Source organism: Pseudomonas sp. CBZ-4, assembly GCF_000346755.1.
Taxonomy (GTDB): domain Bacteria; phylum Pseudomonadota; class Gammaproteobacteria; order Pseudomonadales; family Pseudomonadaceae; genus Aquipseudomonas.
This window is the reverse complement of the sequence record NZ_ANNV01000031.1, coordinates 81,846-101,186: the sequence shown is the minus strand read 5'-3', so window position 1 is coordinate 101,186 and position 19,341 is coordinate 81,846. Positions and strand designations below refer to the sequence as shown.

Below are 19,341 nucleotides of genomic sequence, written 5' to 3'. Positions count from 1 at the left end.
TAATAAAAAATCGGAAAATAGATAGCTCAAGGCCGTCACACCCCCAAGGATAGACGGCAATTGCAAGGACTCAGCTCAATATGGAGACCGTTCCCAAGTATTTCAAGGCGCGTGACAGATTGTCGCTGTCCAGGCTGTCCAGCCAGTGCAAATCGCTCCAGCTGCGCAGCCAGGTGAACTGGCGCTTCGCCAATTGGCGCGTGGCTATGATGCCGCGTTCCTGCATTTCGGCTGACGTCAGCTTGCCATCCAGATGATCCCAGACTTGGCGATAGCCTACAGCACGTATCGAAGGCAACCCTAGATGCAGGTCACCTCTGGAACGCAGTGCTACGACCTCGTCCACGAACCCCTGTTCCAACATAATTGTGAATCTTTGTGCAATACGGTCATGCAGCACCTGGCGATTCGCCGGGGCAATGGCCAGATTCGCCACAGTATAGGGCAATTGTGACCGTCCAGATGCGCCTGCGTCGGCACTTTGCGCAGTTTGTTTCAGCCGATGTTCAGTCATGGTCTGGCCGCTCACACGCCAGACTTCCAACGCACGGCTGAGACGCTGCGGGTCATTGGGGTGAATGCGCGCGGCGGATACCGGGTCAATGGCTGCCAATTGGTCGTGCAAGGCTTGCCAGCCAAGGCGCGCAGCCTCTTCCTCAAGCTCGGCGCGCACCTGGGGGTCGGCCGCCGGCATATCCGCCAGGCCTTCCTGCAAAGCCTTGTAATAGAGCATCGTACCGCCCACCAGCAGCGGAATATTGCCGCGTGCGGTGATCTCGGCCATGGCGGCCAGGGCGTCGGTGCGAAAATCTGCCGCCGAATAGCTCTCGGCCGGGTCGATGATGTCGATCAGCTTGTGCGGATACTGGGCCAACAGCTCCTTGGACGGCTTGGCCGTGCCAATGTCCATGTCCCGGTAAACCAGGGCAGAGTCGACGCTGATCAACTCGCACGGCAACACTTTGCTCAGCTCGATGGCCAAGTCGGTCTTGCCTGCGGCCGTGGGGCCCATCAGGAAGATCGCGGGGGGCAAGGCACTCATCAGCGACCGCGCAAGAACAGTTTGTCCAGATCGTCCAGGCCCATTTGGGTCCAGGTCGGTCGGCCATGGTTGCATTGCCCGCTGCGCTCGGTGTTTTCCATGTCGCGCAGCAACCCGTTCATTTCCGGCAGGGCCAAGCGGCGGTTGGCGCGGATGGCGCCGTGGCAGGCCATGGTGCCGAGCAGCTCGTTGATATGCGCCTGCACGCGGTCGCTGGTGCCGTATTCCATCAGGTCGGCGAGCACGTCGGCGACCAGGCGGTTGGCCTCGGCCTGCTTGAGCAGCGCCGGGATCTGGCGGATGGCCAGGGTTTCCGGGCCCAGGCGTTGCAGCTCAAAGCCGAGCTTCTGGAACACAGCGGCATGCTCTTCGGCGCAATCGGCTTCGCGCTGGCTGACCGCCAGGGATTCCGGCACCAGCAGCGGCTGGCCGCTGAGGCCTTCGCTGGCCATGGCGATCTTGAGGCGCTCGTACATGATCCGCTCGTGGGCGGCGTGCATGTCCACCAGCACCAGGCCGTGGGCGTTTTCCGCAAGGATATAGATGCCCTTGAGCTGCGCCAGCGCGTAACCCAACGGCGGAATATCACCGCCACCTTCCGGCAAGGCCACCGCAGCACCCGGCTCGGCGCCCGGCAACGGCGCGAAAAACTCGCGATACGCCGCCTGCGCTTCAGCCACCGGCACGGCCGATTGCGGACGCGGCGTGTATTGATATTGATAGCCCGCACCCGCGCCAGAACCCGGCGCCGCGAACGATGGCTGCGGCGGCGTCGATTGCAGCAGGTTGCCGGCCAGGCTCATTTCGCCCTGAGGGCCAAACTCACCCGCCTCCGGCCCACTCGGGCGCACCACGGCGGTGACGATCGGCGCAGCCAGATGATCATCCGGGCGCACATCGCCCAAGGTGCGGTGCAAGGTGCCATAGAGGAAGTCGTGCACCATGCGGCCATCGCGGAAGCGTACTTCGTGCTTGGTCGGGTGCACGTTCACGTCCACCACCGAAGGGTCGACCTCGAAGAACAGCACAAACGTCGGATGCCGCCCGTTGAACAGCACGTCGCGATACGCCTGGCGCACCGCGTGGGCCACCAGCTTGTCGCGCACTGCACGACCATTCACGAAGAAATACTGCAAGTCCGCCTGGCTGCGGGAGAACGTCGGCAAGCCAACCCAACCCCACAGGCGCAAACCGTTGCGTTCGATTTCAATCGGCAGCGCCTGCTCCAGGAAGCCCGCGCCACAAATCGCCGACACCCGGCGCGCACGCGCAGCTTCGTCGTGGGCTTCGTGCAGGCTGAGGATGGTCTTGCCGTTGTGGCGCAAATGAAACGCCACATCGAAACGCGCCAGGGCCAGGCGCTTGATCACTTCTTGCAGGTGATCGAATTCGGTTTTTTCGGCCTTGAGGAATTTGCGCCGCGCCGGGGTGTTGAAGAACAGGTCGCGCACTTCCACCGAAGTGCCCACCGGATGCGCCGCCGGCTGCACACGAGGCGCCATGTCGCGGCCCTCGGTTTCCACCTGCCAGGCCTGTTCGGCACTGCGGGTGCGCGAGGTCAAGGTCAGGCGCGCCACGGAGCTGATGGACGCCAGCGCTTCACCACGGAAACCCAGGCTCATCACCCGTTCGAGGTCTTCGAGGTCGCGGATCTTGCTGGTGGCGTGACGGGCCAGGGCCAGCGGCAGGTCATCGGAAGAGATGCCGCTGCCGTCGTCACGCACCCGCAGCAGCTTGACGCCGCCCTGCTCCACGTCCACGTCGATGCGCTTGGCGCCGGAGTCGATGCTGTTTTCCAGCAACTCCTTGATCACCGATGCAGGACGTTCAACCACCTCACCGGCGGCAATCTGGTTGGCCAGGCGCGGGCTGAGCAGCTCGATGCGCGAGCCGTTGTTCAAGACTGATTCACTCATTACTGTGCTGCCAATTCGGTGCCGGGGATGGTCAACACCTGGCCGACTTTCAACTCATCGGTCTTCAGGCTGTTGGCGCTGCGCAACGTCGCGGCCGACACCTGGAAGCGCACGGCCAGCATGGCCAGGGTGTCGCCCGGCTGCACGCGATGGTCACGCGGGCCCTGGGCGATCTTGCCGGAGTCGCGCAGCCAGGCGATGTACGTGCCCGGCGGCGGGTTCTGCTGGAAGAACTGGCGGATACCCGCGCTGATCGAACGCGCCAAGGCCTGCTGATGACTGGCGCTGGCCAGCTTCGAGGCTTCGTTGGCGTTGGAGATAAAGCCGGTTTCCACCAGGATCGACGGGATGTCCGGCGACTTCAACACCATGAACCCGGCCTGCTCCACGCGCTGTTTGTGCAGCGAGGTGACCCGACCGATGTTGCTCAGGACTTTCTGGCCGACGTTCAGGCTGGAAGTCAGCGAGGCGGTCATCGACAGGTCGAGCAGCACGCCGGCGAGCATTTTGTCCTTGTCATCGAGGGACACGTTGCCGGCCCCGCCGATCAGGTCGGAACGGTTTTCGCTGTCGGCCAGCCAACGGGCGGTCTCCGACGTGGCGCCACGGTCCGACAGGGCAAACACCGAAGCGCCAAACGCGGCGGTGGACGGTGCGGCGTCGGCGTGGATGGAGACGAACAGGTCGGCGCCCTTCTTGCGGGCGATCTCGGTACGCCCGCGCAGCGGGATGAAGTAGTCGCCGGTGCGGGTCAGCTCGGCGCGGTAGCCCTTCATGCCGTTGACCTGGCGCTGCAGTTCGCGGGCGATGGCCAGCACCACGTCTTTTTCATGCTGGCCGCGCGAGCCCGAGGCGCCCGGGTCTTCGCCGCCATGGCCGGCGTCGATCACCACGATAATGTCGCGCTTGCCCGCCGGGGCCGGTGGCAGCGGCGGCAACTTGACCTGCGGCTGTGTCGGGTTGACCGGCACCGCAGGCACCGTCGCGACACTTGGCGGTGGCGCTGGCGGCGGGTTGGCGTCGGCCGCGTTGTCGAACAGATCGACCACCAGGCGGTTGCCGTACTGGGCGTTCGGCGCCAGCACAAAGCTTTTCGGGGTGACGGTCTTTTTCAGGTCGATGACCACCCGCAGATCGGTCGGCGTACGCTGGGCCGAACGCATGGCGGTGATCGGGGTGTTGGCGGTGGAGACTTTCAGCGGCGCGGCCAGGGTCGCACCGTTGATGTCGATCACCAGGCGATCGGGCGCCGTCAGGGTAAAGACGCTGTGCTGGACCGGGCCAGACAGGTCGAACACCAGTCGCGTGTTATCCGGCGCTCGCCACAGGCGCACACTTTTTACCTGTGAAGCAGCCAGAGCATTGACAGTCATTGCCGCAAGCAACACCCCTACGACAGCAACCAACGCGCGAAAGCGCATACCTAACCCCACCAATTATTTGAATTCCAATGCCAAAGCGGCGCACCACGACTGGCCGCGCGCGCTCTGGGACAACAACTTCAGCTGACGTCCTGTGTCATGCGGCGTAATGGTAATGGTCAGGTCCGGCTTTGGCAAAAAGCCTGTGCCTTTATCTGGCCACTCGATCAGGCACAACGCATCCTCATCGAAATAGTCGCGGATGCCCATGTACTCCAGCTCTTCGGGGTCCACCAGGCGGTAGAGGTCGAAGTGAAAGGCGCGGATCGCACCAATCTCGTAGGGCTCTACAAGGGTGAACGTCGGGCTTTTTACCGCGCCCGTATGGCCCAACCCGCGAATAATCCCCCGGGACAAGGTGGTCTTGCCCGCCCCCAGGTCGCCTTCGAGAAAGATCAGCCCCGCGCCGGCCGTCACCTGGGCGATACGCTGACCGAACGCAACCATCGCGTCTTCATCGGCGAGGAAAAGAACTACTTCAGACACGGTGACTGCTCCTCCAGCAATTGACGAATGGCGGGTATCAGGTCGCTGGCCGCCAGCCCGCGACCAAAGCTGCCCTGGCGATCGCCCGCCGTGGCGTGCAACCACACGGCCAGGCAGCTTGCCTCATAGGCAGGCATGCCCTGGGCCAGCAACGCCCCGACCAGACCGGCCAGCACATCACCCAGCCCGGCCGTGGCCATCGCCGGATGGCCTTGGTCACAGCGCGCAATACGCCCGTCCGGGCAGGCAATCAAACTGCCAGCCCCCTTGAGAATAGCCACTGCATTGAATTTCTGGCTCAACGCGCGCGCTACCTTAAGTCGGTCGGCCTGAACCTCGGCTGTCGAAAGGCCCAACAAGCGCGCGGCTTCGCCCGGATGCGGGGTAATCACCGAGTTCGCCGGGAGGCTGACGCCGCCCGAGGCCAACTGGTTCAGGGCGTCGGCGTCCCAGACTTGTGGCTGGCGCGCGTTGGCAGCGACCGACAACAGGCTTTTGCCCCAAGCCGCATTGCCCAGGCCAGGACCAATGACGATGACCGAGATGTTTTCCAGCAAGCCCATCAGTTGGTTGGCCGAACTCACGCCCACGGTCATGACTTCCGGCAAGCGCGCCAGCGCGGCCGGCACGTGCTCAGGGCGTGTCGCTAGGGAGACCAGGCCGGCGCCGCTGCGCAAGGCGCTTTCGGCGCTCAGCAGCGCTGCGCCGCCCAGGCCACGGTCACCGCCGATCACCAGCAGGTGGCCGAACCGGCCTTTATGGGCATCCGGGGAACGCGCAGCCAGTTGCGGCAAATCGCCGGGCAACAGGGACTGAACGTCGGTAATTGGGTGTTTTGTCTGCGGCATGCGTCTTCAAGCTCCGATGTCTGGCAGAATTATACGCATCTAACCTGTGGTTTCCCGTGTCTCATGCCTGCTATTACCTCCGATCTGCCCGCCCTCGCCCAATCGATCAAAGACTGGGGCCGCGAACTGGGCTTTCAACAAGTCGGCATCAGCGGCCTGGACCTGGCCGAGCATGAGCAGCACCTGCAACGCTGGCTCGATGCCGGCTACCACGGCGAGATGGACTACATGGGCGCCCACGGCAGCAAGCGCTCCCACCCGGACGAACTGGTGCCCGGCACGTTGCGCGTGGTCTCACTGCGCATGGACTACTTGCCCGGCGACACGCAAATGGCGCAATTGCTGGCCAAACCGGAAAAAGCCTACATCTCCCGCTACGCCCTCGGCCGCGACTACCACAAGCTGATCCGCAAGCGCGTGCAGCAACTGGCCGATCGCATCCAGGCGCAAATCGGCCCGTTCGGCTTTCGCGCCTTTGTCGACAGCGCGCCGGTGCTGGAAAAAGCCATCGCCGAACAAGCCGGCCTGGGCTGGATCGGCAAGAACACCTTGGTACTCAACCGCAAGGCCGGCAGTTATTTCTTCCTCAGCGAGTTGTTTGTCGATTTGCCCTTGCCGGTGGACGCGCCCCACAGCACCGAACATTGCGGGCGCTGCACCGCGTGCCTGGACATCTGCCCCACCAACGCCTTCGTCGGCCCGTATGTGCTGGACGCGCGGCGCTGCATTTCCTACCTGACCATCGAACTCAAGAGCGCGATCCCGGAAGATCTGCGCCCACTGATCGGCAACCGCGTGTTCGGCTGTGATGACTGTCAGATCGTCTGCCCGTGGAATCGTTTCGCCCGCGCCACAGGCGAAAGCGACTTCAAGCCACGCCACAACCTGGATAACGCCGAACTGGCCGAGCTGTTTATGTGGGACGAGGATAAATTCCTCAGCAGCACCGAAGGTTCGCCCCTACGCCGCGCCGGTTATGAGCGCTGGTTGCGCAACCTGGCGGTGGGCCTGGGCAATGCGCCGTCAAGCATTCCGGTGCTGGAAGCCTTGAAGGCGCGGCGGGAGTATCCGTCGGAGCTGGTGCGCGAACACGTGGAATGGGCGCTGAACCAGCACGCCACGCGCGCTTAGTGCACGTCGTCGTTATAGACGAACTTGGGCATTTCCCAGTGAAAGCGGATCGCCAACAGGCGTAAGAGAAAACCGCTGAACAGGGTCAGCAGAATCGATTGTTCGCTGGGCAGCTCAAGGTAGAGGCACAGCAGGTAGAACCAGGCGGCGAGGAACGACACGCTGGCGTACAGCTCGCGGCGAAAGATCAGCGGGATGTCGTTGCAGAAGATATCCCGCAGGATGCCGCCGAACACGCCGGTGATCACGCCGCTGACCGAGGCCACCAGCATGCCGTGGCCCATTTCCAGGGCGGTCATGCAGCCGATCAGGGTGAACGCCACCAGGCCCACGGCGTCCAGCGCCAAAAACAGCGAGCGCAGACGGCGCATCAGCGGCGCTATGAAGATCGTCAGCAGCGCCGCGACCGAGGTCAACACCAGGTATTCCGGGTGTTTGACCCAGGTCAGCGGGTAGTGCCCCAGCAGCACGTCACGCACCGAACCGCCACCCAGCGCCGTCACGCAGGCGATCAGCACCACGCCAAACCAGTCCATGCCGCGCCGCCCGGCGGACAGGGCGCCAGTCATGGCTTCGGCGGTGATGGCGATGAGGTAGAGCATGAGCAGCATGGTGGCGATCCTTGCAAAGAAGCGCGCAGTCTAATCATTTGGTGATGGCACCAAAAGGGGGCGCCTGGCGAAAGACCGCGTCGCCCCTATCGCAGGCAAGCCAGCTCCCACATTTTGATTTGCGAATGCCGTCAACTGTGGGAGCTGGCTTGCCTGCGATAGCGCCGGTTCAGGCGCCGACAAATCAAGCCTTGATGAAATGCTTGCGGTAATGCTGCAACTCGGCGATCGACTCGCGAATATCATCCAGCGCCAGGTGCGTGCTGCCTTTATGGAAGCTGTCTTTGACTTCCGGCGCCCAACGCGCGGCCAGCTCTTTCAAGGTGGACACATCCAGGTTGCGGTAGTGGAAGTAGCTTTCCAGCCCCTTCATATGGGTATAAAGGAAGCGACGATCCTGGCAGATGCTGTTGCCGCAGATCGGCGACTTGCCCTTCGGCACCCATTTTTCCAGGAAAGCGATGGTCTCGGCTTCGGCTTCGGCCATGCTGATACGGCTGTCGCGCACGCGCTGGGTCAGGCCGGAGTTGCCGTGGGTGCGGGTGTTCCACTCGTCCATGGTGGCGAGCACGGCGTCGCTGTGGTGAATGGCGATCACCGGACCTTCGGCCAAGGTGTTGAGGTTGCTGTCGGTGACAATGGTCGCCATCTCGATGATGACGTCGGTGTCGGGGTTCAGACCGGTCATTTCCAGATCGATCCAAATCAGGTTCTGTGGGTTTTGCATGGCTTGATTCTCTTGGCACCTTGGCGTAGCTGCGCAGTTTAGCAGGCAGCGGCATGCTAGACTCGCGACCGTTTTACCTATTCCTTTGCATTATCGACACGGAACACCAATGGCCAAACGCCAGCTCAATCGTCGCCAAAACTGGCGCATCGAAAAGATTCAAGGTGAACGCGCCGCTCGCGCCGCCAAACGTGAATCCTCCGCCGTGGAAGCGCTTGAGGGCGGCGACCTGGGCCCCGAGCAAACGGGCCTGGTGATCGCGCACTTTGGTGTGCAGGTCGAAGTCGAGGCGCTGGAAGGCGAACTCGCGGGCCAAGTGTTCCGTTGCCACTTGCGCGCCAACCTGCCGGCGCTGGTCACCGGCGACAAGGTGGTCTGGCGTGCCGGCAACCAGGGCATCGGCGTGATCGTCGCCCAGCTGCCGCGCACCACCGAACTGCGTCGCCCCGACAGCCGTGGCCAGCTCAAGCCAGTGGCAGCCAACGTCGACATGATCGTGATCGTGTTCGCGCCACTGCCCGAGCCCCATGCCAACCTGATCGACCGCTACCTGGTAGCGGCCGAGCACGCCGGCATCCGCCCGCTGTTGCTGCTGAACAAATTCGACCTGATCGACGAGCAGAACGCCCCGGCGCTGAACGCGCTGCTGGCGGTCTACCGCACCCTGGGTTACCCGGTGCTGGAGGTTTCGGCCCATCACGGTAACGGCATGGAACAACTGCAACAGCAGTTGGACGGGCGCATCAGCGTGTTTGTCGGCCAGTCCGGCGTGGGTAAATCCTCGCTGGTCAACAGCCTGCTGCCGGAAGTCGACACCCGTGTGGGCCCGCTGTCGGAACTGTCCGGCCAGGGCACCCACACCACCACCACGGCGCGGCTGTTCCACTTCCCGGGCGGCGGCGAGCTGATCGACTCTCCCGGCATCCGCGAATTCGGCCTCGGCCACGTCAGCCGCAGCGATGTGGAAGCGGGCTTTATCGAGTTCAACGACCTGATCGGCACCTGCCGCTTCCGCGACTGCAAGCACGACCGCGAGCCGGGTTGTGCGTTGCTCAAGGCCCTGGAAGATGGGCGTGTGCAGCAGCAGCGGATGAATAGCTATCGGTCGATTATTGCGAGCTTGCCGGAGAGCAGTTACTGAGCGGCCAAGTCTTGATACATATAAATCAAGCTGCGGGGCGCGCTACTCCATTGATTTAATGGGGGCTGGCATCAAGAATTCATCACAACTGGGCGCTTCACCGTTACATGCCAGCTTGAATTCGGAATTTCTGATGTCCATAATCGCTCCGTCACCAGCGAAAGCTGGCAGGAGTCTGGGTCCTTTTCGGGGTTGATCCAGCGGCGCAGAAGGGGCGAAGCAAGCTCCACTGCGTGTCGAATGAAGCCGCCTTCGGGCGGCTTTGCTTTTTGTGGGGAAATCACGATTGGCTCTCTACTATCACCCCAAACAAGGCGATGTGCTTCTCTGCGACTTCACACGAGGGTTTGTCGCCCCGGAAATGCTGAAGATCCGCAAAGTCGTGGTGATCTCACCTACCGCCACGCACAACCGTAAACTCTGCACAGTGGTCCCCATATCCTCTACGGCCCCGGATATACAGCACGACTGGCACTACCTACTGCGCACCAATCCACTTCAGTCCGATGGCTACAAAGAGCTGTGGGTGAAGTGCGACATGATCTACACCGTCAGCTTCGAGCGCCTCGACAAACTCCATAGAAAGACCCGCACCAAAGGCCGAGAATATTTCGTTCCACGTCTGTGTATCGACGACATGCAAGGTGTGATCAGCGGCGTCAAAGCCTATCTCCCCCTCTGACCAGAAATGAAAACGCCCCGAATAGTCGGGGCGTTTTCATTTGTTAGCGTCCACTGATGCTTACGAACCAGCCTTAGGCGCCGTAGGATCCTTCACCCCACCATCATCAAACAGGTTCAACTTCTGCCGCAGCTCATGGGCCGGCAGCGGCTCCTGCCCAGGCGGGATCGCATTCGGATCAGCCGGCACTTCACCCGGCGCGCCCGCACCCGGTGTCGGCGCTGGCTTGGGCTGGTCACCTTCAATCGCACGCTGGGCCTTTTTGGTCAGCACCACGATATCGATGCGGCGGTTGATCGGGTTGAACGGGTCTTCGTGATCAAACAACTGCGACGAGGCAAACCCCACCACGCGTGCCACTTGCGGGTCCGGGTAGCTGCCGGCCACCAGCGCGCGGCGGGCGGCGTTGGCGCGGTTGGCCGAGAGTTCCCAGTTGCCGAAGTCGCCCTGGCCCGAGTACGGCTTGGCGTCGGTGTGGCCGCTGATGCTGATCTTGTTCGGCACCGCCTTGATGGTGTCGGCCATGGCCAGCAGGATGTCTTCAAAGTACGGCTTCAGGCGCGCACTGCCGGAATCGAACATCGGCCGGTTGGCGGCGTCGGTGATCTGGATGCGCAGGCCGTCCGGGGTGATCTCGAAGGAAATCTGGTCCTTGAACTTCAGTAGCTGAGGGTTCTCGTCGACCTTGGTCTGCAACTCTTGCAGCAACAGCTCCAGGCGTTCCTGCTCGACCTGCTCGGCCATGGACTCGACGGTGTCGCGCTCGATCGGGATATTTTCCTGCGGCGACTCGGTCTTGATCTCGGGGTTGATGGTGCGCTCCGGCGCCAACTGCGGCGAGCCGCCGAGGTCGATGACGAAGGGCGTGCCGCTTTCCGAGAAGCCAATCGGGTCCTTGAAGTAACCGGCGATGGCGATCTTTTGTTCCGGTGTGGCGGTGGACATCAGCCACAGCACCAGGAAGAACGCCATCATCGCCGTGGCAAAGTCGGCGAAGGCGATTTTCCAGGCACCGCCATGGTGCCCCGCAGCGAAGCGCTTGACGCGCTTGATGATTATCGGCTGGTTGTTTTCCATGGCTTAGCGACCGCGAACCGCTTGTTCCAGCTCGGCGAAGCTTGGGCGATGTTTCGGGTACAGCACCTTGCGACCGAACTCCACCGCCAGCGATGGCGGCATGCCGGAAGCGGACGCGACCAGGCTGGCCTTGATCGATTCGTACAGGTTGATTTCTTCCTTGGCATCGTGGGCCAGGGAGGTCGCCAGCGGGCCGAAGAAGCCGTAGGCCGCGAGAATACCGAAGAAGGTACCTACGAGTGCCGCACCTACGTGCATGCCGATGGCCGCCTGGTCGCCTTCGCCCAGGGAGGCCATGGTCACCACGATACCGAGTACCGCCGCGACGATACCAAAGCCGGGCATGCCGTCGGCGATGCCGGTCACCGCATGGGAAGGGTGTTCCAGCTCTTCCTTGAGGCTGAACAATTCCATGTCGAACAGGCCTTCCAGCTCATGGGGAGCCATGTTGCCGGAAGACATGATGCGCAGGTAATCACAGATGTAGGCGGTCATGCGCTCATCTTTGAGCACGGCCGGGTACTTGGCGAAAATCGGGCTCGCCGCGGCGTCTTCGATGTCGGCCTCGATGGCCATCATGCCTTCGCGGCGGCTCTTGTTGAGGATTTCGTACACCAGCCCCAGCACTTCCAGGTAGAAGGTGTGGGTGAAACGCGAACCGAACATGCCCAGCGACTTCTTGATCACGTGCATGGTCATGTAGCCGGGGTTCGCTTGCAGGAACGCGCCCAACGCCGCACCACCGATAATCATCACCTCGAAAGGCTGGATCAGCGCGGCAATTTTACCGTGGGACAGGACGTACCCGCCGAGCACGCTTGCGAAGACGACGATGATGCCGATAATTTTAGCCATAGGGGATCTGTACTTGCGCCGTCGGGTTCATGGACATATTTGGAGGAACTGCAAAACTCTTGTTCTACTTATCGGCAAAACTGCGCCAGACTATAGGCCGTTAAGGCGAAAAGCCAGTTCGGCCCGATCCGGGCGTGTTGACCGCAAGTGATGATCGCGCCCCAATCATGGCTAATGAAACGACAGTCCCAATTGCAAAACCCACTTCCCTCGCCGCTTGGATCAAGCGCCTGGACGATGTGCTGCTGCCCGTCCCCCAGGCCAGCCACGAGCGCGTGTGCAAAGGCATCCGCGATAGCCGCAGTTCGTTGCGAGATATTGCCGAGCTGATGCAGAACAGCCCGGCGCTGGTGCTCAGCGTGATGCGCGAAGCCAATAGCCATACCCACGGCAGTTTCACGGAGCCTGCGGAAAACCTCGAAGTGGCGCTCAACCGCCTCGGCCTGAAACGCGCTGAAGAGCTGCTGGCGCGGCTGCCGTCGGTGCCGGCCCATGAGATTCCCGTGGCCTTGCGCCAACTGTTGCTGGTCAGCCAGCACGCCTCGCAACAGGCCAGCGGCTTGTTCGCCAGCCGCCTGGCGCGCTTGTGGCAGGACATTCACTGGGGCAGCCTGCTGTTTTTGGCGCCGCTGTGGCCGATGGCGGTCGCCTACCCCAAGCTCCTTGAGGAATGGGAACTGCGGGTGATCCACAAAGGCCAGTCGGCGCGCCAGGTCGAGCAGGAATTGTTCGGCGTACGCCTGCTGGACCTGTGCCTGGGCTTGACCGAAGCCTGGCACCTGCCGATCTGGGTCTCCCAGGGCTACAACCTGTTGCTTAAAGAGCAGCGTTTGCTGGTCAAGGCGCTGCACATCGCCCGCGAAGACGACGCCTTGCGCCAGCAGCAATTGCTCGACGCCGAACCCAACCTGCGGCGCTGGCTGAACCAGCCGGCCAACACCGTGCTGCTGGCCAACGGCCTGGCGATGTCGGCCCAGGAGTCCTGGACCTGCCCGCACACCGAGCGCTGGCAATACCTCACCGCGCTGTACCTGCAACAGCCCCTGGGCGATGTGCAGCAGCAAGTCCACCAGCAAGCCGTGACCAGCGCGCGCACCACGCTGATGCCGGATTTGTGGCACCCGGCGTTGTCGCTGATCTGGCCGTGGCACGTGCAAAAAATCCATCGCGGCCTGCTGCCCGCGCCGCCACCCACCGCCGAATCCCTGGCCGTCTGGCGCAAGCGCTGCACCGAATTGCTGGTAGAGCCAAGCCGTTTCGCCAACGCCATGCACCTGACCACCTGCGCCAAGGAAGCCTTGGTAGCGAGCGGCATGCAGCGGGTCATGCTGCTGATGACCGACCGCGCCCAAAGCACCTTGCGTGTGCATCAGGCCGACGGCCTGCCGAAGGACGCCGCCAACCTCAGCCTGGACGTGACCAATAGCACCCTGCTGCAACGCCTGCTGGAAAAGTCCGCGCAAGTGCGCCTCACCCCGGACAACCACGCGCAGTTCTCGGCCTTGCTGCCGCCGATCCTGCGCCGCCTGTTCACCGGCGAACACCTGCTGCTGCGCTCCCTGAGCTGCAACGGCAAGGTGGTGATGCTGATGGTGGCCGACCAGGGCGGCGGGCCGTTCTCGGAAACCACCGTGCAGGCGTTCGGCAAAACCGCGCAATGCATCGAGAAGGCCCTGCACTGCTTTACCAACCGCAGCGCCTGATGCTTGCGCTACAATCGCGGTCCTTTATCGCCAACATTTGTGCCCAGGAGACCTCACATGCCTGACTTCTCTGGCTTGCCGCTGGTGATCGAATCCAGCGACCTGCAAGGTCGCCTTGATGCCGAACACCTGATTCTGGTGGACCTCACCAGCGCTGCCCGCTACGCCCAGGGGCATATCCCCGGCGCGCATTTCGTTGACCCCAAGCGCACCCAACTGGGCCAGCCGCCTGCACCGGGCCTGCTGCCCCATAAGGCCGACCTGGAAAAACTCTTCGGCGAACTGGGCCACACCCCGGACGCGACCTACGTGGTCTACGACGACGAAGGCGGCGGCTGGGCCGGGCGCTTCATCTGGATGCTCGACGTGATCGGCCATCAGAAATACCACTACCTCGACGGCGGCCTGCTGGCCTGGCTCGAAGGCCAGCACCCGGTCAGCACCGAGGTGCCCGCGCCCGCCGGCGGCCCGGTCAGCCTGACGCTGCACGACGGCCCCACCGCCACCCGCGAGTACCTGCAAAGCCGCCTCGGCGCGCCCGACCTGGGCATCTGGGACGCACGCGGCCCGCTGGAGTATTCCGGCGAGAAAGTCCTCGCCGCCAAAGGTGGGCACGTCCCCGGCGCCGTGAACTTCGAATGGACGGCAGGCATGGACCCGGCGCGCAACCTGCGCATCCGCCGCGACATGCCGCAGATCCTCGAAGACCTCGGGCTGACCCGCGACAAAGAAATCATCACCCACTGCCAGACTCACCACCGCTCTGGCTTCACCTACCTGGTGGCCAAGGCGCTCGGTTATCCGCGAGTCAAAGGTTATGCCGGTTCCTGGGGCGAATGGGGCAACCACCCCGACACCCCCGTTGAGATTTAAGGTTTAAGGACAGTAAATGAAAAAGCAGTTGTTTATCCTCAGCCAGTACTTGCTGCCGCACCACCTGCTGTCGCGCTTGGCCGGCTGCATTGCCGAGTGCCGCGTGCGCTGGTTCAAGAACGCCTTCACCAGCTGGTTCGCCAAGCGCTATCAGGTGGACATGTCCCAGGCCCTGGTGGAAGACGTGACCGCCTACGAGCACTTCAATGCGTTCTTCACCCGCGCCTTGAAAGACGGCGCCCGCCCGCTGGACCCAACCCCGGGCGCGATCTTGAGCCCCGCCGACGGCGCGGTCAGCCAGCTTGGCCCGATCGAGCATGGTCGCGTGTTCCAGGCCAAAGGCCACAGCTTCAGCGTGCTGGAACTGCTGGGTGGCGACTCGGCCGTCGCGGCGCCGTTCATGGGCGGTGATTTTGCGACCGTGTACCTGTCGCCGAAGGACTACCACCGCGTGCACATGCCGCTGGCCGGCACCCTGCGCGAGATGATCTACATCCCGGGGCGCATCTTCTCGGTCAACCAGACCACCGCCGAAAATGTACCGGAGCTGTTTGCCCGTAACGAACGTGTTGCCTGCATTTTCGACACCGAACGCGGCCCGATGGCCGTGGTGTTGGTGGGTGCGATGATTGTGGCGTCGATTGAAACCGTGTGGGCTGGCTTGGTGACACCGCCGAAGCGCGAGCTAAAAACCTTCCGTTATGACGAAGCCGCGCGTGCGCCGATTCACCTGGAGAAAGGTGCGGAGCTGGGTCGGTTCAAGCTGGGTTCGACCGCGATCGTGCTGTTCGGGCCGGATCAGGTGAAGTGGGCTGAAGAGCTGGCGGCCGGCACTCCGGTGCAGATGGGCCAGGGCATGGCACTGCCAAAAGCCTGATTCACAATAGATTTAAAGCTGGAACCCGATCAATGTGGGAGCTGGCTTGCCTGCGATAGCGGTGGTGAATCCAACACCGCTATCGCAGGCAAGCCAGCTCCCACATTTTTTTATCGCATTTGTTCAGTTACAGCTGACCGTCGCGATCGCGAAAGCCCAGCAGATACAACACCCCATCCAACCCCAACGTCGAAATCGCCTGCTTCGCCGACTGCTTCACCAACGGCTTGGCGCGGAACGCCACACCCAACCCGGCAATCGCCAGCATCGGCAGGTCATTCGCACCGTCGCCGACCGCAATGGTCTGCTCCAGACGCAAACCTTCCTTGTGCGCCAACTCCTTCAGCAAGTCCGCCTTGCGCTGCGCATCGACAATCGGCTCGACCGCCACGCCTGTCACCTTGCCGTCCACCACTTCCAGCTCGTTGGCGAACACGTAGTCGATGCCCAACTTGGCCTGCAATTGCTTGGCGAAGTAGGTAAAGCCGCCCGACAGGATCGCCGTCTTGTAGCCCAGGCGCTTGAGTTCGGCGAACAGGGTTTCGGCGCCTTCGGTCAGACGCAGCGAGGCGCCGATGGAGTCCAGCACGCTGACGTCCAGGCCTTTGAGCAGCGCCAGGCGCTCCTTGAAGCTCGCGCGAAAATCCAGTTCACCGGCCATGGCGCGCTCGGTGATCTCGGAGACTTGCTCGCCCACGCCGGCCGCCTTGGCCAATTCGTCGATGACTTCCGCTTCGATCAGCGTGGAGTCCATGTCGAACACCGCCAGGCGGCGGTTGCGGCGGAACAGCGAGTCTTCCTGGAAGGCGATATCGACATTCAACTCCTGGGCCACGCTGAGGAACTCAGCACGCAGGGCTTGCGGATCAGCCGGCTCGCCGCGCACGGAGAACTCGATGCAACCCTTGCCCTTGTCGGCCGGGGTGTCCAGCGGCATGCGACCCGACAGACGGTCAATGTGGTCGATATTCAAACCGTATTGCGCGGTAATCGAGCTGACACGCTGGAGCTGCTCGGCCGTGACCTTGCGAGTCAACAGCGTCACGATGTGGCGTTTCTTGCCCTGGCCGGCGACCCAATGCTGGTAATCGGCTTCGGACACCGGGGTGAAACGCACCTGTTGATCGAGCTTGTACGCCGTAAACAGGATGTCCTTGAGCACCGAGGACGCCTGTTCAGTGCTCGGGATCTCGACCAGGATGCCGAACGACAGCGTGTCGTGGATCACCGCCTGGCCGATGTCGAGAATGTTCACACCACCCTGGGCCAGAACGCCGGTAATCGCCGCCGTCAGACCCGGGCGATCTTCACCAGTGATGTTTATCAGGACAATTTCGCGCAAGGCGCACCCCCAGGCTGGAAAAAAACCGCATTCTACCCACTTTCAGTGACCATCGGGCACAGCCAGCGCTTTGACGCTCTGGGGCCTGTCGCTATACTGCGCGTCAACTTCACGGACCAAGAGCCGAGCGCAAGTGAACCGGCCCACGCCAGTAAAAACCGATAACTTCTTCCTGCTGATCTTCCGGGCACTGCGCCACCGCCGTGTACCGATCGCATTACGCATCGCCAGCCATAACGTGATCCTGGTCGCCCTGGCCCTGGTGATCTACGCCTGCGTGATGGGTTTGCAGTTCAAACAGGCCATGCACGAACAGGCCGACGCCCTGGGCGAGAGCCTGACCACGCAAACCGCCACCTCGGCGACCGAGCTGTTGGTGTCCAATGACATCCTCAGCCTCAACGTGCTGCTCAACAACCTGACCAAGAACCCGCTGGTGGCCCACGCTGCCATCTACAGCGTGGACAACCGGATCATGGCCGAAGCCGGGCAACGCCCGAAGAACGGCCTGCTGGGCGAAGCCGAAGGCTTGTACCAGAGCAACATCACGTTCCAGGACGTGAAGGCCGGCCAGCTGCGCATCAGCCTGGACATGCAGCAATTCCAGCAGCCGATGACCATCAGCCTGCAAAGCATGGGCATCCTCAGCGCGATCCTGCTGGCCCTGGCGTTGGCCCTGAGCCTGCGCCTGGGTCGGCATATCTCCACGCCGCTGATGCAACTGCGCATCTGGCTGCGGGACATCGACGAACACACCCCGGCCACCGACCGCCAGGATGAAATCGGCGACCTCGCCCGCCAGCTGCACGCCAGCTTCGCCCCGGAGCCGACCGTGCGCGCGCCGGAGCCCGAGCCGGAATACGACGACGAGCCCGAGTTCGACGTGGGTGAGCCGGGCTTTGCCGAAAGCGCACCGGTTGCCGGCCTCAAGCCTGCCACCCGCAAGGCAATCCAGGCTGACGAAGACGAATTGGACGACGAAGACCCGTTCGCCGACCTGCGCGATACCGCGGCAAACAGCCCGGCCGTCGCGCCGACGCCTGCCCCGGTGAAGAACGCCGAGCCCCAGCACAGTGCGGTCCTGGCCGTGCAACTGGGCTCCCAGGATCAACTGCGCCGCCTGCCCCGTACCCGCCTGACGGAACTGCTGGAACGCTACCGCGACTGCCTCGACCAGGCCGCCTCGCTGTACCAGAGCGAACTGCACACCCTGAACGACGGCAGCACGCTGATGCTGTTCCACAGCGAAGACAGCGGCGAAGACTACCTGACCAACGCCATCTGCTGCGGCGAGCTGCTGCGCGCCCTGGGCCATGCCTTGCAGATCGAAGTGGCGGACAGTGGCATCACGTTGCAACTGCAACTGGGCCTGACGGTGAGCGACGACCTGTTTGGCATGAGCCAGATCGACCTGCTGCTCACCGAGAGCGCACAGGATGCCCTGGCCTTGTCGCAACACAGCCGCAACCTGCTGCTGGTGGAGCGCAAGATCAGTGAAGACACGCTGATCCGCCAGCGCGCCCGTATCCGCCCGATTGCCAGCCCTGAGGGGGCGAGCTGTGTGGAGCGGTTGATGGAGCCGTATCCGTCGATGCTGGAGCGGCAACTGGCGCGGATGCACGAGACCCGCACCAAGATTTAAGACACTGCACAAACACCTGTGGGAAACACCTGTGGGAGCGGGCTTGCCCGCGATGGCGGTGGTTCAGCCAAAGATGTGTAGGCTGGCACTCCGCAATCGCGGGCAAGCCCGCTCCCACAGGGGATCTTCGATGACCTCCAAATCGTGCACAAAAAAAGGCCCGCTGAGTCAGCGGGCCTTTTTTTGTGGCGGTGATTCAGATCAGAACCGGAACACTTCCATATCCGTACGAATCGGCGTAGCCATCGGCATCTTCGGCTTCTGCGGTTCAGCCGGCTTGGCCGCCTGCACCGGCGCCTGCTTGCGCGGCGCTTCGGCAATCGGCGGCTGGTTGGCCAATGGCTTGAGGGCCACCGACAACTGCTCGGCCAAATGCTGCAACAGCACGCCCTGGGCCTGGACCTGGGACGCGGTGGTGCCCGCGTGCTCTTCCTGCAAGTGCACGATGCGGCTGTCACGCACCTGGCCACGGCGGTCGATCAAGCGCCACTGCGCATCCAGGATCGCCGGCTGCGAGGTGCCGGAGTCCAGGCGCGTGATGGTCAGCAAGACCTGCACATCCGGGCTGAACGCCGCTGGCGCAGGCGCGAGCACCACACGCTGGCTGTCCAGATGACCGGCCACCTGGCGCAGCATCAACTGGTTGATGTCAGACGACAGACTGCCCGCCCAACGACCATCGGTGGAACCTTGCAGGCTGCCGTCGTTCTGACGTTGCAGCAGGGTTTCGCGTTGCAGGTAGTCCGCCACGACGACCGGGCCAAGCAATACCGCCATGCCGGCAGCCTGGGCGGGCTGCGCCGGGCTGCCGCTGTCCAGCTGGTACAGCGACACCGGCTGGTGCGTGCTGCAACCCGCCAACCCCAACAGGCCAGCGAGCATCAAAAATAAAGGAACGCGTGGAGCGGTCATCATCCCATCCAGGTGGCTGCCACAAGGCGAACCACAACTAATACTGAAAAAACCC

General features: G+C 62.9%; 19 protein-coding genes. 7 read left to right on the top strand and 12 right to left on the bottom strand.

Going from position 1 to position 19,341, the window contains the following annotated elements; genetic code table 11:
* Nucleotides 1-70: 70 nt before the first annotated feature.
* From miaA to B348_RS0104440, 5 genes are read right to left on the bottom strand one after another with little or no spacing between them, the layout of a single operon-like run.
* Nucleotides 71-1,042, bottom strand: coding sequence for a tRNA (adenosine(37)-N6)-dimethylallyltransferase MiaA (miaA, locus tag B348_RS0104460; protein ID WP_017734958.1), 972 nt, complete (start codon nucleotides 1,040-1,042; stop codon nucleotides 71-73).
* A complete protein-coding gene (gene mutL, locus B348_RS0104455) occupies nucleotides 1,042-2,958 on the bottom strand; it encodes a DNA mismatch repair endonuclease MutL (protein ID WP_032864692.1) in 1,917 nt (638 codons plus the stop codon). Before mutL ends, miaA begins: the two co-directional genes overlap by 1 nt.
* Nucleotides 2,958-4,379 carry an N-acetylmuramoyl-L-alanine amidase gene (locus B348_RS0104450; protein WP_026136555.1) on the bottom strand — a complete coding sequence of 474 codons (1,422 nt, stop codon included), beginning with the start codon at nucleotides 4,377-4,379 and terminating at the stop codon, nucleotides 2,958-2,960. Before B348_RS0104450 ends, mutL begins: the two co-directional genes overlap by 1 nt.
* Before the next feature lie 15 nt (nucleotides 4,380-4,394).
* The gene (gene tsaE / locus B348_RS0104445) at nucleotides 4,395-4,865 is read right to left on the bottom strand and encodes a tRNA (adenosine(37)-N6)-threonylcarbamoyltransferase complex ATPase subunit type 1 TsaE (RefSeq protein WP_026136554.1); all 471 of its coding nucleotides are present in this window, start codon (nucleotides 4,863-4,865) and stop codon (nucleotides 4,395-4,397) included.
* Nucleotides 4,853-5,713 (bottom strand): NAD(P)H-hydrate dehydratase, encoded by an 861-nt coding sequence (locus B348_RS0104440; protein WP_017734954.1) that lies wholly within the window; start codon nucleotides 5,711-5,713, stop codon nucleotides 4,853-4,855. The genes tsaE and B348_RS0104440 overlap by 13 nt, the downstream gene beginning before the upstream one ends.
* A 63-nt stretch (nucleotides 5,714-5,776) precedes the next feature.
* Between B348_RS0104440 and queG the strand changes: the two genes are divergently transcribed.
* A complete protein-coding gene (gene queG / locus B348_RS0104435) occupies nucleotides 5,777-6,844 on the top strand; it encodes a tRNA epoxyqueuosine(34) reductase QueG (RefSeq protein ID WP_017734953.1) in 1,068 nt (355 codons plus the stop codon).
* Here queG and B348_RS0104430 read toward each other — a convergent pair.
* Together B348_RS0104430 and orn are read right to left on the bottom strand one after the other, a co-directional pair.
* On the bottom strand, nucleotides 6,841-7,455 hold the full coding sequence (locus tag B348_RS0104430) for a trimeric intracellular cation channel family protein (RefSeq protein ID WP_017734952.1): 615 nt from the start codon (nucleotides 7,453-7,455) through the stop codon (nucleotides 6,841-6,843). The genes queG and B348_RS0104430 overlap by 4 nt on opposite strands.
* A gap of 184 nt (nucleotides 7,456-7,639) precedes the next feature.
* A complete protein-coding gene (orn, locus tag B348_RS0104425; RefSeq protein WP_003171343.1) occupies nucleotides 7,640-8,182 on the bottom strand; it encodes an oligoribonuclease in 543 nt (180 codons plus the stop codon).
* A 109-nt stretch (nucleotides 8,183-8,291) separates the two neighbouring features.
* Between orn and rsgA the strand changes: the two genes are divergently transcribed.
* Nucleotides 8,292-9,323: a small ribosomal subunit biogenesis GTPase RsgA gene (gene rsgA / locus B348_RS0104420; protein ID WP_017734951.1), complete on the top strand. Its 1,032-nt coding sequence runs from the start codon at nucleotides 8,292-8,294 to the stop codon at nucleotides 9,321-9,323.
* Between the two features lie 71 nt (nucleotides 9,324-9,394).
* On the opposite strand, the gene B348_RS1000000131485 is transcribed toward rsgA, so the two are convergent.
* Nucleotides 9,395-9,607, bottom strand: a complete 213-nt coding sequence (locus B348_RS1000000131485; RefSeq protein ID WP_157356470.1) for a hypothetical protein — start codon at nucleotides 9,605-9,607, stop codon at nucleotides 9,395-9,397.
* Between the two features lie 2 nt (nucleotides 9,608-9,609).
* On the opposite strand from B348_RS1000000131485, the gene B348_RS0104415 reads away from it, so the two are divergent.
* Complete coding sequence (locus tag B348_RS0104415) at nucleotides 9,610-10,005, top strand: type II toxin-antitoxin system PemK/MazF family toxin (protein WP_017734950.1); 396 nt, start codon at nucleotides 9,610-9,612, stop codon at nucleotides 10,003-10,005.
* 60 nt (nucleotides 10,006-10,065) lie between these two features.
* Here the strand turns inward: B348_RS0104415 and motB are convergent, their stop codons facing one another.
* Nucleotides 10,066-11,082, bottom strand: a complete 1,017-nt coding sequence (gene motB / locus B348_RS0104410; protein ID WP_017734949.1) for a flagellar motor protein MotB — start codon at nucleotides 11,080-11,082, stop codon at nucleotides 10,066-10,068.
* Nucleotides 11,083-11,085: 3 nt separating this feature from the next.
* A complete protein-coding gene (gene motA / locus B348_RS0104405) occupies nucleotides 11,086-11,937 on the bottom strand; it encodes a flagellar motor stator protein MotA (RefSeq protein ID WP_010213623.1) in 852 nt (283 codons plus the stop codon).
* Between the two features lie 167 nt (nucleotides 11,938-12,104).
* Here motA and B348_RS0104400 point away from each other — a divergent pair, with 167 nt between their 5' ends.
* The 3 genes from B348_RS0104400 to asd are packed head-to-tail and all read left to right on the top strand — an operon-like array spanning nucleotide 12,105 to nucleotide 15,390.
* Nucleotides 12,105-13,640, top strand: coding sequence for an HDOD domain-containing protein (locus B348_RS0104400; protein WP_017734948.1), 1,536 nt, complete (start codon nucleotides 12,105-12,107; stop codon nucleotides 13,638-13,640).
* 57 nt (nucleotides 13,641-13,697) lie between these two features.
* Entirely contained in the window at nucleotides 13,698-14,513 is an 816-nt protein-coding gene (locus B348_RS0104395; protein WP_017734947.1) for a rhodanese-like domain-containing protein, read from the top strand.
* 16 nt (nucleotides 14,514-14,529) lie between these two features.
* A complete protein-coding gene (gene asd / locus B348_RS0104390; RefSeq protein WP_017734946.1) occupies nucleotides 14,530-15,390 on the top strand; it encodes an archaetidylserine decarboxylase in 861 nt (286 codons plus the stop codon).
* 127 nt (nucleotides 15,391-15,517) lie between these two features.
* Here the strand turns inward: asd and serB are convergent, their stop codons facing one another.
* On the bottom strand, nucleotides 15,518-16,732 hold the full coding sequence (gene serB / locus B348_RS0104385) for a phosphoserine phosphatase SerB (protein ID WP_017734945.1): 1,215 nt from the start codon (nucleotides 16,730-16,732) through the stop codon (nucleotides 15,518-15,520).
* Nucleotides 16,733-16,865: 133 nt separating this feature from the next.
* On the opposite strand from serB, the gene B348_RS0104380 reads away from it, so the two are divergent.
* A complete protein-coding gene (locus B348_RS0104380) occupies nucleotides 16,866-18,374 on the top strand; it encodes an AhpA/YtjB family protein (protein WP_017734944.1) in 1,509 nt (502 codons plus the stop codon).
* A 201-nt stretch (nucleotides 18,375-18,575) separates the two neighbouring features.
* Here the strand turns inward: B348_RS0104380 and B348_RS0104375 are convergent, their stop codons facing one another.
* Nucleotides 18,576-19,286, bottom strand: coding sequence for a membrane integrity-associated transporter subunit PqiC (locus tag B348_RS0104375; RefSeq protein ID WP_026136553.1), 711 nt, complete (start codon nucleotides 19,284-19,286; stop codon nucleotides 18,576-18,578).
* Nucleotides 19,287-19,341 lie beyond the last annotated feature (55 nt).